Origin of the sequence: Pseudomonas sp. Irchel 3H7, assembly GCF_900187605.1 — a bacterium.
In the GTDB taxonomy this organism is placed as follows: Bacteria; Pseudomonadota; Gammaproteobacteria; order Pseudomonadales; family Pseudomonadaceae; genus Aquipseudomonas.
The window spans coordinates 379,511-391,568 of the sequence record NZ_FYEA01000006.1; the positions used below are offsets into that span (position 1 = coordinate 379,511).

At 60.9% G+C, this 12,058-nt stretch carries 14 protein-coding genes; 5 read left to right on the plus strand and 9 right to left on the minus strand.

What is annotated here, in order from left to right:
• Entirely contained in the window at window positions 1-693 is a 693-nt protein-coding gene (locus tag CKW38_RS14120; RefSeq protein WP_095113054.1) for a hypothetical protein, read from the minus strand.
• A 238-nt stretch (window positions 694-931) separates the two neighbouring features.
• Here CKW38_RS14120 and CKW38_RS14125 point away from each other — a divergent pair, with 238 nt between their 5' ends.
• From CKW38_RS14125 to CKW38_RS14145, 5 genes are all read left to right on the plus strand, one after another.
• A complete protein-coding gene (locus tag CKW38_RS14125; protein WP_007908710.1) occupies window positions 932-1,612 on the plus strand; it encodes a response regulator in 681 nt (226 codons plus the stop codon).
• A complete protein-coding gene (locus tag CKW38_RS14130) occupies window positions 1,612-2,934 on the plus strand; it encodes an ATP-binding protein (RefSeq protein WP_095113055.1) in 1,323 nt (440 codons plus the stop codon). Before CKW38_RS14125 ends, CKW38_RS14130 begins: the two co-directional genes overlap by 1 nt.
• A gap of 128 nt (window positions 2,935-3,062) precedes the next feature.
• Window positions 3,063-3,548: a GNAT family N-acetyltransferase gene (locus tag CKW38_RS14135; RefSeq protein ID WP_095113056.1), complete on the plus strand. Its 486-nt coding sequence runs from the start codon at window positions 3,063-3,065 to the stop codon at window positions 3,546-3,548.
• Window positions 3,549-3,690: 142 nt separating this feature from the next.
• The gene (locus CKW38_RS14140) at window positions 3,691-5,103 is read left to right on the plus strand and encodes an aspartate aminotransferase family protein (RefSeq protein ID WP_095113057.1); all 1,413 of its coding nucleotides are present in this window, start codon (window positions 3,691-3,693) and stop codon (window positions 5,101-5,103) included.
• Window positions 5,104-5,186: 83 nt separating this feature from the next.
• On the plus strand, window positions 5,187-5,411 hold the full coding sequence (locus tag CKW38_RS14145; RefSeq protein ID WP_003226665.1) for an MbtH family protein: 225 nt from the start codon (window positions 5,187-5,189) through the stop codon (window positions 5,409-5,411).
• A 200-nt stretch (window positions 5,412-5,611) separates the two neighbouring features.
• On the opposite strand, the gene CKW38_RS14150 is transcribed toward CKW38_RS14145, so the two are convergent.
• The 8 genes from CKW38_RS14150 to CKW38_RS14185 form a co-directional block, all read right to left on the minus strand.
• Complete coding sequence (locus tag CKW38_RS14150) at window positions 5,612-6,517, minus strand: metal ABC transporter solute-binding protein, Zn/Mn family (RefSeq protein ID WP_095113058.1); 906 nt, start codon at window positions 6,515-6,517, stop codon at window positions 5,612-5,614.
• Entirely contained in the window at window positions 6,518-7,417 is a 900-nt protein-coding gene (locus tag CKW38_RS14155; RefSeq protein ID WP_007917717.1) for a metal ABC transporter permease, read from the minus strand.
• Complete coding sequence (locus CKW38_RS14160; RefSeq protein WP_007949602.1) at window positions 7,417-8,127, minus strand: metal ABC transporter ATP-binding protein; 711 nt, start codon at window positions 8,125-8,127, stop codon at window positions 7,417-7,419. The genes CKW38_RS14155 and CKW38_RS14160 overlap by 1 nt, the downstream gene beginning before the upstream one ends.
• A 134-nt stretch (window positions 8,128-8,261) precedes the next feature.
• Entirely contained in the window at window positions 8,262-9,191 is a 930-nt protein-coding gene (locus CKW38_RS14165) for a metal ABC transporter substrate-binding protein (RefSeq protein ID WP_095113060.1), read from the minus strand.
• 35 nt (window positions 9,192-9,226) lie between these two features.
• A complete protein-coding gene (locus CKW38_RS14170) occupies window positions 9,227-9,802 on the minus strand; it encodes a DUF6162 family protein (RefSeq protein ID WP_095113061.1) in 576 nt (191 codons plus the stop codon).
• Window positions 9,799-10,140 carry a hypothetical protein gene (locus CKW38_RS14175; protein WP_095113062.1) on the minus strand — a complete coding sequence of 114 codons (342 nt, stop codon included), beginning with the start codon at window positions 10,138-10,140 and terminating at the stop codon, window positions 9,799-9,801. The genes CKW38_RS14170 and CKW38_RS14175 overlap by 4 nt, the downstream gene beginning before the upstream one ends.
• The gene (locus CKW38_RS14180; protein WP_007917723.1) at window positions 10,137-10,679 is read right to left on the minus strand and encodes a hypothetical protein; all 543 of its coding nucleotides are present in this window, start codon (window positions 10,677-10,679) and stop codon (window positions 10,137-10,139) included. The genes CKW38_RS14175 and CKW38_RS14180 overlap by 4 nt, the downstream gene beginning before the upstream one ends.
• On the minus strand, window positions 10,676-11,875 hold the full coding sequence (locus tag CKW38_RS14185) for a PepSY domain-containing protein (protein WP_007917724.1): 1,200 nt from the start codon (window positions 11,873-11,875) through the stop codon (window positions 10,676-10,678). The genes CKW38_RS14180 and CKW38_RS14185 overlap by 4 nt, the downstream gene beginning before the upstream one ends.
• Window positions 11,876-12,058: the final 183 nt, after the last annotated feature.

Genomic DNA, 12,058 nt, shown 5'->3' on the forward strand with positions numbered 1-12,058 from the left:
TCAGCCGCGCAGCAGTCCCGGCCAGTTCGCGTCATTAATGGTTTTCGGTCCGGAGACCAGACGGTCGGACTGAATGTTGTAAGTCAGGTATTGGTTGTCGGTCAGGAAGATGTACCAGTAGCTGTCGGCCAAAGTCCGGTCATTTTGCGCTGCCGTGATGATGCGGTCCTTGTACGGTTTCAGCGCGCCCAGCCGATAATCCCCGAAGGATTTGTAGGTCAGGGTCTTTGCCTTGTAGTTAAACGATAGATAGTGTCCGTCGTTGAGGATGAACCTGAATAGAAACGGGTGACCGGTCAGTTGGAACCAGGTGCCGGCGATGATCTTGTCGAAGTAGGGCAATATCGGCTTCCAGATCGAATCGGAAACTTTATAAAAGGCATCGACCTTGTCTTTGTCTTGATTATATTTACACACCACGGGTGTGATGCCCTGATAGAAAAACAACCAGGCAATATCTTCATCTGACGAGGTGTTCCAGCCGAATGAAGTGGTTGTCAGGCCGAAACGCAAGTCTTTGGCATGGGGGCCAAAGGTGTCCCAGCTATCGCCGACCGATGCGGGATAGTTGGCGGATACCTTATTGTCACCGAGATCGAATCGGGAATAGGTGTCGCTGTCCTTGAAGAAGAAATAAATACGGTCGGGGCCGGAGCGCCAATCGAGCGCGACGAAGTTTTTTAGTTGAGGCATGTTTATTAAGTCCCTTTAAAGTTGTTGGTGGTTGCCAGTCGAAAACTAAATGATCGAAGGGTTATTACATAGGGAGAAACTGTTTCTTTATTAGTGGGAAAGTTTCAGCGCCGGGTGAGGCCCTGCAACAGGTGGCGCCCCGATGTTTTTGCCCGGCTTTCCGTAAGCGCCGGTGACGGCCATAATTGCCGCTTAATCCTCGCCTGCTTCACTCGCCTTTTTTATCCACGGAGCACCCATGCACGTACTGGTTTGCGAAGACGATGAGCTGATTGCCAGCGGGATCGTTGCCGGCCTCACGGCTCAGGGTTTGACCGTTGAGCACGTCAACACCGCGTCGAAGGCGCGGGCGATGCTCAAGGTGGCCGAATTCGACGTGATGGTGCTCGATCTCGGCCTGCCCGACGAAGATGGCCTCAAGTTGCTGCAACAACTGCGGCAGAGTGGCCTGGAAATTCCGGTGCTGATCCTGACCGCGCGCGACTCGGTCACCGACCGCGTCGATGGTTTGCAGGCCGGGGCTGACGATTACCTGCTCAAACCGTTCGATCTGCGTGAACTGTTCGCCCGTCTGCAAACTTTGCTGCGCCGGGTCGCCGGGCGCAGCGTCAACCTGATCGAGCACGGCGCGCTGACCTACGACCCGAGCAGTCGCGAAACCACCCTGGCCGGGCAACCGGTGGACTTGTCGCGCCGCGAGCAATCGCTGCTGCAGGCGCTGCTGCACAATCGTGGTCGGGTGCTGTCCACTGAACAGTTGAAGGACAGTGTCTACGGCTTCAACGATGAACTGGAAAGCAACGCGCTGAACGTGCACATTCATCACCTGCGCAGCAAACTGGGCAAAGGCATCGTCGAAACCGTGCGCGGTCTGGGCTATCGCCTTGGCCCGGCCGATGGTGGAGATCAAGGCAAGTGATGAGTCTGCGACTGCGCCTGAGTCTGACCCTCGGCGCCGCGTTTGCACTGATCTGGGCGCTGGCGGCGGCGTGGATGCTCAGTGACCTGCGCAATCAGATGATGTTTTCCCTCGACCAGCGTCTGGTGGCGTCGGCGCGCATGGTCGCCGGGCTGCTGGAACAGTTGCCGACTTTGCCGAGCAAAGGCGAGGGCACGCATTTCAGTGCCGAACAACTGAATATCCCCGGTGGCATGGCCTGTCAGGTCAGCTCCTTGCGCGGGGAAATCCTCGCGCGCAGCCACAACAACCCCGAACAAGCGCTGGAAGCCGAGAAGATGGGCTTCCATGACCAGATGATCGACGGTGCACCGTGGCGCAGTTTCACCCTTGCCCGAGGCGATGTGCGGATTACCACCGCTGACCGGCAGATCGAGCGCGAGGCGCTGAACATGTCGATCCTGCTGGCGGCTTCGGTGCCGGTGGGTGTGGCGTTGCTCGGCTGTCTGTGTCTGTTGTGGCTGGGCATTGGCCAGGGTCTGGCGCCGCTCAACCGTCTGCGTGAAGCACTGATGCGGCGCAATGCCGACTCGCTTGAGCCGTTGCAGATCCAGACTTTCCCCAGTGAATTGAAGCCGCTGCTTGAAACGCAAAACCAGTTGTTCCAGCGCATTGGCAAAACCATCGAGCGTGAGCGCCGTCTGACCGGTGACGCGGCGCATGAACTGCGCAGCCCGCTGACGGCGATCAAGACCCACCTGCAAGTCGCACGCATGACCGATGGCAACGCCCGCGATCAGTCGCTGGCACGGGCCGAGGAGGGCGCCGATCGCTTGCATCGCACGCTCGAGCAACTGCTGTTGCTGGCGCGGGTCGAGGGCAGTCTGTCGTTCGATGACGGCTCGCAATGCAGCGCCGAGCAAGTGGCACGCCTGGCGATTCAGGACGCCACGGGGGGCGAACGCCTGCGCATCAAATTGCACCTGCCGGCCGAACTTTCTGTTGCACCGTTGCAAATGCCGGCAGTGCTGTCGATTGCGGCGCTGCGCAATCTGCTCGACAACGCCCTGCGCCATACGCCCGAAGACTGTGCGGTTGAGCTGAGCCTGGAAACCATTGGCAACCGCGTGCGTTTTGTCGTGCGCGACCATGGCCCGGGGATTGCGCCGGATGATCTGCAACACCTGACCCAACGCTTCTGGCGCAACGGCCAAAGCACCGGTTGCGGCCTCGGTCTGGCAATTGTTCAGGCGATCGTTCAGCGTTGTGACTGCGCCCTGCATTTCGACAGCCGCCCGGATGGCCTGCGCGTCGAACTGACCATGCCGTTGCAACCTGTCTGATTCCAGCACAGCCTGTGGAAGGAAATCGCGCCAGACACATCAAATGTAACTTCTCGGCGTTCGCTATCCGGACCGGGTGGGGATAAGGTCAGCGCAGCTTTGACTCAATGGATTGAGGGAACTGCGCCATGGAAGCACCCATCTGCATTCGTCCGGCCACTCTGGCCGACGCCGGTATCATCAGTCGCATCATCGAACGTTCGATCCGCATCGGTTGTGCGCTCGATCACCGTAACGATCCGTCACTCGTCAGCCAATGGATCGGCCTGCAATCCGCCGACTTCATCAGTGCCCGGCTCGCCGACCCGCACTTCTATCTGTGTATCGCGTTGCTGGCGGACAAACCGGTCGGTGTCGGCATGGCTCGGGCCAGCGGCGACATTTTGCTGTGTTACGTCCAGCCAGAGTCATTTCGCCGGGGCGTCGGACGGGCGCTGATGGAGGATCTGGAAGGCTGGTTACGGGTTCGCGGTGTTTCTCACGCTGATCTCAACAGCACGTATACCGGCCAGGCATTTTATCGGCGTCTGGGCTATCACAAGTCAGCGCCGCCCCTCGAATACCAAGGCTTGCAGAGTCTGCCCATGCACAAGTCGCTGGCAGCGCCGGGCTGACAACTCGATCTCGGGCTAAATCCTCAGGCCCCTTAAGCGTTTCCAGAACAGGAAAACCTGCAAGTGCGCCCCGCGATCGGAATGCGCACCTGTCCGGTGTGCTGTTTTGGTCACTATCCATAGCCAATTGAGGGGTCGAGAGATGTCAGTCGCCACCAGCCTTATCGAAGAGTCGTCGGCCCGGGTTACTTCGGCGCCGGCCGAAACGTTGTACCAGTTCAATGAATCGCCATTGCTGGCCCGGCAGGCCCGGCAGGAATCCAACGCCCGCAGTTATCCGCGGCGCATTCCGCTGGCGCTGAAGCGCGCCAAAGGCCTCTATGTCGAAGACGTCGAAGGGCGCACGTTCATCGACTGCCTGGCCGGTGCCGGCACGCTGGCGCTGGGGCATAACCATCCGGTGGTGATCGAAGCGATCCAGCAGGTGCTGGCCGATGAATTGCCACTGCATACCCTCGACCTGACCACTCCGGTCAAGGATCAGTTCGTCCAGGATCTGTTTGGCCTGCTGCCTTCCGCGCTCGCGGCTGAAGCGAAAATCCAGTTCTGCGGCCCGACCGGCACCGATGCCGTGGAAGCCGCGTTGAAGCTGGTGCGCACCGCGACCGGGCGCAGCACCGTGCTGTCTTTCTCCGGCGGTTATCACGGCATGAGCCAGGGCGCGCTGAGCCTGATGGGCAGCCTGGGGCCGAAAAAGCCGTTGGGTGCGCTGCTCAGCAATGGCGTGCAGTTCATGCCGTTCCCGTACGACTACCGCTGCCCGTTCGGCCTCGGTGGCGCGGCAGGTGTGAAAGCTAACCTGAGTTACCTGGAAAACCTGCTCAACGACCCCGAGGCCGGTGTGCAATTGCCCGCCGCGGTGATTGTCGAGGCGGTGCAGGGCGAGGGCGGTGTAATTCCGGCAGACATCGAGTGGCTGCGCGGCTTGCGTCGGATCACTGAGAAGGCCGGTGTGGCGCTGATCGTCGACGAGATCCAGAGCGGTTTTGCCCGCACCGGCAAAATGTTTGCCTTCGAACACGCCGACATCACCCCGGATGTGGTGGTGTTGTCCAAAGCCATCGGCGGCAGCCTGCCGTTGGCCGTGGTGGTCTATCGCGACTGGCTCGACACCTGGCAACCGGGCGCGCACGCCGGCACCTTCCGTGGCAATCAGATGGCCATGGCGGCAGGCTCTGCGGTGATGCGTTATCTGGTCGAACACAAGGTCTGCGAACACGCCGCGGCCATGGGCGAGCGCCTCAGCGAGCACTTGCGCATCCTGCAACGCGACTTCGCGCAACTGGGTGATATTCGTGGTCGTGGCCTGATGCTCGGGGTCGAGCTGGTCGAGCCGAACGGCACTCCCGATGCGCTCGGTCATCCGCCGGCGTTTGCGCGACTGGCGCCGCTGGTTCAGCGCGAATGCCTCAAGCGCGGGCTGATTCTGGAGCTGGGTGGTCGGCATGGCGCGGTGGTGCGTTTCCTGCCACCACTGGTGATCACTGCCGCCGAAATCGACCGTGTCGCGGAAATCTTTGGCCGTGCTTTGGCCGCTGCCACCGCTGCGCTGTAAATTTTTCGCCGCGCCAAACGTTCTTTCTACATACCCGGCTGCACCCCGCGTGCAGCCCACCCTTACAACGATGGAGAACCAGCATGACGTCAGTATTCGACCGCGAGGACATCCTTTTTCAGGTTGTGGTCAACCACGAAGAGCAATACTCGATCTGGCCGGATTACAAAGCCGTGCCGGAAGGCTGGCGCACCGTGGGCAAGAGCGGCCTGAAAAAGGAGTGCCTGGCCTACATCGAAGAAGTCTGGACTGACATGCGTCCGCTGAGCCTGCGCCAGAAGATGGAAGGGCAGGCCGCCGCGCAGTAAGCGGCCGGGCAAAAACAAACCCGCTGGACTGGAAACAGTCAGCGGGTTTTTTCTTGCCTTGGATTTGTGTTGCCTTTCAGGGCCCCATCGCTGGCAAGCCAGCTCCCACAGGTATTTTGGTGATTACAAAATCTGCGTTCACCGAGAACCCTGTGGGAGCTGGCTTGCCAGCGATGAACGATAACGCGGTGCAACTGGAATCACGCCCCGCTCAAGCCCTTGAGCAGCAAATCCACATTGCCTTCCAGCTCCGCCACCGGGTCCGCCGCATCGGTGCTCAACACCACCAGATGACTGCCGGACTCGGCAATCGCCGCTTTTACCGCGTCCGATGGCTGCCGATGATGCAACACCACCGCCACCTCATTGTCCTTGAGCATCGCCGTGAGTTTTTTCAGATCTTCAGGCGTCCACTCGGCATCCGGCCGTGGATCCTCGCCGATGAGTTCCAGATTGAGGCTGCCGATCAAATAGCCGAAGTGATCACTCAAACTCATCACACTGAGATTGTCGGCGCTGGCCAGTCGCGCCTCGCTGTCGGCGCTGAGCTTCAGCAAACGCTGCTTCAATGCCGCCAGATTCGCCTCGATCTTTGGCTTCGCGCTGGGTGCCAGGCGCACCAGATCCGCCGCCATCACATCCGCCATGCGCCCCATGTTGTTGCTCGCCAGCCATGGCTGACTGTTCAAGCCATCGACCTTCAGATCCGGTTGCACGGCGATGCCGGGCAGGGCGCCATCCACCGGTCGCGCGGCGTCGACTTCAACGATGCGGATATTGCTGCGACGGGCGATCGGGTACAGCGGATCATCGGCCCACAGCGAGCGCACGCCGATTACAGCATCGGCGCCGGTGGCCAGTTTGCTCAGTGCCGGCGCGCCGCGACCGGTGAAATACGCGGTCTGACGGCTGCCCGGCAGATTCGCTGGCGCCGCACGTTCAAGGTTGACATCAGTGCCTTTGAGCAGCACTTCGCCCAAACCATAAGTAATCGGCAACGACGCCAGCACTCGCAGCGGTTTAGCATTTTCGGCAGCCATCAACGGCGCGCAGACCACGCCGCACAAGGCCATGGCCAAGGTCAGTTTGCGAATTGAAAAAGTCATTTATCCAAGATTCCCTTTCAGACTCGGGACAACCCCGCGCGCAATGGCGGCAAGGGCAAAGGCAATACCGGCGACCAGAATGATTGCGGCGCCGGACGGAATCGGCAGATCGAACACGATCGGCGCAAGAATCCCGCACAACGTGCTGACCGTGGCGATCAACACCGAGCACCAGAAGAACCCTTTGAGCGACTGGCTGAGCAAGCGCGCCGCCGCGGCCGGGATCACCAGCAGAGCACCGACCAGAATCGCGCCGATGACTTTCACCGCTGCCACTGTGATCAGCGTCACCAGAATCACGAACAGATAATCCAGGGTCTTCACCGCCACTCCGCGCACGGCTGCCAGTTGCGGATTGAAGCTGGCGAGCATGATGCGGTTGTACAGCGGTAGCGCCAATGCCATGACCAGCGAACCGACGATGGCCAGCACCGCCAGATCGTTGCCGTTGACCGTCAGCACTGAACCGAACAGCACGTTCTCGAGAATGTGCACGTTGATCTTGCCCGCCAGAATCAACAGCAGACTCGCGCCCAACGCCAGCGACACTGACAGAAACACGCCAATCAAAGTATCCGGTGCGAGGCCGGTACGGTTGCGCAGGTAATTGAGCAGGATGCCGAACAGCAGGCAATAACCGAACAGGCTGCCATAGGGGCCGGTGTAGGGTTCGCCGAGCAGTATGCCGATGGCCACGCCGGTCAGCGCCGCGTGGCCCACCGCTTCGGAGAAAAACGCGAAGCGCTTGACCACCACCAGCGTGCCGAGGCCGCCGAGCACCGGGCCGATCAGCAGGCCGGCAAGCAGCGCATTGACCACGAAACCGTAGGCCAGCGCTTCCGGCAGATAACCGGACGAGGCCCAGCCTTGCACCATCAAACGAAAGGCTTCGTAACTCATCAGGCAGCGCTCCGTGGATGGGTCGAGAACAGCGTCAGCAGGCGTTCCGGGGTCAGCGCCTGTTGTGGCGTGGCGTCGAACAGCACACGACGGTTCAGGCCGGTGACCCGATCGGCCAGGCGCCCGACCGCTTCCAGATCGTGCTCGATCCACAGCACGGTGATACCTGCCGCGCGCCAGTCATTGAGCAGGCGCTCGAACACCTGAATCCCGGCTTCATCGAGGGCCGACATCGGCTCATCCAGCACCAGCAATTGCGGCGTCGGAATCAAACCTTGTGCGAGCAGCACCCGCTGGCGCTCACCGCCGGACAGCGCACCCATGCGCCGCTTGCGTTTGTCCTGCATGCCGACGCGTTCCAGCGCATCGCCAATGGCGCCGGAGTAACGCTTGCTCAAGCCGAGAAAAGCCGGGCGTCGCTGACACATGGCAGCCATGAAGTCGTCGACGGTCATCGGCAGACCGCGATCGAATTCCAGCGCCTGCGGTACATAACCGATGGTGCCGGGTTCGCCGGGCCATTGCAGGCTGAGCTGGCCCTGATGCGGCATTTGCCCGAGCAGGGTCTTGATCAGCGAACTCTTGCCGCCACCGTTGGGGCCGACCAGCGCGTGTACGCTGCCGGGCTGCACCTGGAAGGTGACCTTGTCGAGAATGGTTGTGCGACCCAGCGTCAGACAAACCTGCGCAAAATCCAGCGTCGGCCCCATAACCTGTAGGCCTTCGCCTGCTCGCGATAGCGGTGTGTCATTCAACAAAGGTGTCGACTGATCCGGCGCCTTCGCGAGCAGGCTCGCTCCCACAGGGGACTCGGTGTTTTCGGGGGAAAGGTTTTCTCTGGAAGTCATGCGCCAGACTCCTGAATCGCCCGCACCACGGTATTGAGGTTGCCGGTCATTTCCTTTTCGTATTTGTCGGCGGTGTATTCGCCGTAGGAAATGTGCGACAACGGATACAGCTTCACGCCGGATTCACGCTGAATCGTTTCGACGTAGGTGGAGGGGAAATCCATCTCCGAGAAGATCACTTTCACGTCCAGTTCACGCAATTGGTCGATGGTCTTCTTCAACTGGCTTGGGCTTGGCTCGATGCCGTGGGCCGGTTCGACCACGGCAGTCACTTCCAGGCCGAACTCACGCAACAGATAGTCGTAAGCCGCGTGTACCGTGGCCACGCGCAGTTCGGCATTCGGCGCTTGAGTCAGTTTTGCCAGCGCGTCGGCGCGCATCTGCCGCAGGCGCTTGCCGTAGGCGCGGGCGTTCTGTGTATAGGTCTTGGCGTTGTCCGGATCGAGTTTGCCCAGTTCGCGGGCGATGTTGTTGACCTGAGCGATGGAGGCGCTGATCGACAGGAACGTGTGCGGATTCACCACTTTGCCGGCCCCGCGTGCGGCAACGCCGGTGGCGGCCAGCAGCGGAACGTTTTCGTTGGCTTCGATGGTTTTGATGTTCGGCGTTTCGCTGGCGGCGATCATGCGGTCGGCGAAGTCGTCATGACCGACACCGTTGAGCACGATCACATCCAGCCCGCTGATGCGTTTGATGTCCTCGGCCCGAGGCTCGTAGGCGTGCGGATTGAAACCGGCCGGGATCAGCGGCACCACTTCGGCCTTGTCGCCGACGATGTTCGCCACGTAGCTGTAATACGGGTGCAGGGTGATGCCGATGCGCAGGCGCTTGGCCTGATCGGCGCTGGCCAGCGGGCTCAGCAGGCAGGCACACAGGCCCACTAAAAACAGGCGTAACAACGGACGGCGAGGCGATGAAATAGACATGGGCAAGCGGTCTTCTCTCGGAGTAGGGCGAGGAATCAATGGCGATGTTCGCGGGTAACCCCGGCATCGTATTGCGCGACGATCTGTTTCCAGCCAGCAGCGGACAGCGCCGCCGCATTCAGTTGCGCCGGGGCTTGAGCGGCGGCATCACGGTTGAGCCAGATGTCCGGCGCAGCCTTGTCATCGGTACTCAGCAGCATGACGAACGAGCCAGCGACAGTCGGATTCTGGCTTTGACCGACATACGCGGTGTTCGCCAGCAACTGCCAGGCATGACCCCCACGGCTGACCGAGCTCGCATCCTGGGCAAACGGGGCAAAGCCTTCGTCGGCCAGATTCTGCGGCGTCGGCAGGGCTTGCTGTTCTTCGCGCAGCAGGCGGATTTCGTCGAGGGTCACCCGCAGGTCGGCGTAGATGCCTTGCTCGGCAGCACTGAGGTCGCGACGGGCGTCGAGTTGATTGGACGCAACCGGCTCCGGCTCATGGGAAACCCCGCGCCACGCGACCACGGAACCGGCGACTGCCAGAATCAACAGGCACAACAGCAGCACATTGAGGGTTTCATGACCGGCGCCGGCCGGACGCACGATTTGTGTGGTTGGCGTACTCATGGGGCTTCGATATCCGCCTGGTCGATTTCCACAACGTGGCCTGGACCTGCGTCGAACAGCACGTAGAACTCGGCGCCAGGCTTCTTGAAGGTCAGCGTCGAGTCACTGCCGAGCTTGCCCGGCACCAGGATCGTTTCGTCGTAGCCAATCACATCGAGGGTCACCCCCGGCGCGCCGCTGCCGTCGGAGAAACCACCGGTGCATTTGATCTGCTCGGCGTCGATGGCTTTGCATTCGCACATCGGGTTGTGGGCCAGCGCACTGCCACTGAAACCGGCGCACAGCACCAGCAGCGCGGCCTTCAGGCGCAGGCGAGAAGGGCGTTGAGAGCAAGTCATGGTTTGACTCCTTGTTTGTTCAGCCAGGCGAAGGTGGCGGGGGAGGCCTGACTCAGGGGAATCGAAGCCTGGTGCATGCTGCCGTCCCAGCCTTCCATGGTGATCCACAGTTCGGCGTCGGCTCTGGTCTTCTCCGGGATCGGCATTTGCGTGCCCATGCGATAAGGCGTGCCGAAGAAAATGCTGCCGGCGGCGCGCAGGCTGCGTGGCTTGCCGATGCGCAGGTAGGTCGCCTTGACCTGATCGACACAGGCATCGCACAGCGCGGCGCTGAAGTCTTTCATGTAGCCGGCCGGACCGGTCAGCACCGGTGCTTCGTTGCGTAACTCGGCCAGGCGCAGGCTCCATGGCCCGACCTGGACAGTGCCGATCTCGTGCTGGCCCAAGCCGCTGTCACCGCGAAACAGCGAGGCGTCGGCGAAGTACTTGGGCATGAAACCCAGCGGGATCAACAGCAGCAGAACATTGATGTGGAAGCGCCATCTGTGCCAGAAACGCGCCAGTCGAGAAGGTTGGGCCTTGGTGATGGACTTGCTCACAGGCTGGCCTCCGAGGTTTCACGGCTCATGGCCGGTTGTGCCTTGATGCGGTTTTTCTTGTCTTCGCGCTTCAACGCATTGGCGGTGGCCAGGGCGGTGCGTTTGGTCCAGATCAACAAGCCGCTGAGGATCATCATGCTCAGGATCAAACCGAAGAAGAACCAGATCAGCTTGATCCAGATGCCGCCGAAATCCCCGGTGTGCAGTGGCCGCATGGACTCGGTGACGAACTCCAGCGACGAGCGATCGGACAGCAACCGTGAAGCGGCGATGTCGCCGTTGTACGGATTGAGCGTGGCGGTCTGGAACATCAGCGGATACCAGCCGCGCCCGCCGACGCTCATGTGGCTGTAGGCGTTGCCCGGCAGGCTGACGAAACTGGCTTCCAGCCCCGGAATCTTCTCTTGCGCGAGTTCGACGGCACGGTCCAGGCTGATCCGTGGCGGCGGGGTGCCGGCGGCAGAGATCGGCACGCTTTCGCGGGACATCGCCGGAATGATCGGCTCGCTGGAGATGGCGATCTGGTTATCGAACAGAATCGCCCGAATCAGAAACCAGATGCCGGTGATGGAAATCACTGCAATGAACCAGATCGACCAGATACCGCACAGCCGATGGAAGTCACCCCAGAAAATCCGTGCGCCGTGGCGCACGCGCAGGGTCGGGCGCAGAAAACCCTTCCAGAAGCGCTTGTAGACCACCAGACCGGTGATCAACGAGACCAGCATCGGCACGCCGAGGAACGACACCAGATACCAGCCCCAACTGAAGCCATTGGTGAACGGCACCAGCCACCAGCCATGCAGGGCCCGGGTGAAGGCTTTGAAATCGAAGGTCGGCGCAGGGCCCTGGATCACCCCGGTGTAAGGATTGACGTAGACCGTCTGCGAACGACCGTCCGGATAACTGACCGCAACGTCGAGCGCGAAGTGTGACTCATCGGGGCGACTGATGCTTTCAACGAGGGTCTGCGGTTCGGCTTTTTTGATCGCTGCCATGATCTGGTCATAGCTGAGCAGCGGCGCATCCTCCGCAGGCTGGCTGGCGCGCATCTGCGGGTTGGCCAGCCAGACGATTTCCTGACTGACCACCGCCAGTGTGCCGGTGACACAGACGATCAGGACAAAGAACCAGATCGGTAACGCCAGCCAGCTATGAACGAGGAACCACAGTTTGGAGCGGGATTTCTTCGACATGATTGCGCGTCTTGATAGCGGTGAAAGGGTGCCTGGCTACGGGCTTCGCAGCACGGGGACCCGGAAAGACCGGACGTGGCTTTTGCCTACGCGAACGGTCTGCATCTCTATAGGACGGATGAGCGAGGAAAATCCCGAAAGATGATATGAAAGCAAATGTTTCCCAATTCGCAGGGTTTGACA

Coding starts and splice junctions, on each gene's coding strand:
- CKW38_RS14145 (WP_003226665.1), top strand. CDS start 5,187: ATGACGTCAGTATTCGACCGCGAGGACATCCTTTTTCAGGTTGTGGTC.
- CKW38_RS14130 (WP_095113055.1), top strand. CDS start 1,612: ATGAGTCTGCGACTGCGCCTGAGTCTGACCCTCGGCGCCGCGTTTGCA.
- CKW38_RS14135 (WP_095113056.1), top strand. CDS start 3,063: ATGGAAGCACCCATCTGCATTCGTCCGGCCACTCTGGCCGACGCCGGT.
- CKW38_RS14185 (WP_007917724.1), bottom strand. CDS start 11,875: ATGTCGAAGAAATCCCGCTCCAAACTGTGGTTCCTCGTTCATAGCTGG.
- CKW38_RS14120 (WP_095113054.1), bottom strand. CDS start 693: ATGCCTCAACTAAAAAACTTCGTCGCGCTCGATTGGCGCTCCGGCCCC.
- CKW38_RS14140 (WP_095113057.1), top strand. CDS start 3,691: ATGTCAGTCGCCACCAGCCTTATCGAAGAGTCGTCGGCCCGGGTTACT.
- CKW38_RS14175 (WP_095113062.1), bottom strand. CDS start 10,140: ATGACTTGCTCTCAACGCCCTTCTCGCCTGCGCCTGAAGGCCGCGCTG.
- CKW38_RS14170 (WP_095113061.1), bottom strand. CDS start 9,802: ATGAGTACGCCAACCACACAAATCGTGCGTCCGGCCGGCGCCGGTCAT.
- CKW38_RS14155 (WP_007917717.1), bottom strand. CDS start 7,417: ATGAGTTACGAAGCCTTTCGTTTGATGGTGCAAGGCTGGGCCTCGTCC.
- CKW38_RS14165 (WP_095113060.1), bottom strand. CDS start 9,191: ATGTCTATTTCATCGCCTCGCCGTCCGTTGTTACGCCTGTTTTTAGTG.
- CKW38_RS14150 (WP_095113058.1), bottom strand. CDS start 6,517: ATGACTTTTTCAATTCGCAAACTGACCTTGGCCATGGCCTTGTGCGGC.
- CKW38_RS14160 (WP_007949602.1), bottom strand. CDS start 8,127: ATGGGGCCGACGCTGGATTTTGCGCAGGTTTGTCTGACGCTGGGTCGC.
- CKW38_RS14125 (WP_007908710.1), top strand. CDS start 932: ATGCACGTACTGGTTTGCGAAGACGATGAGCTGATTGCCAGCGGGATC.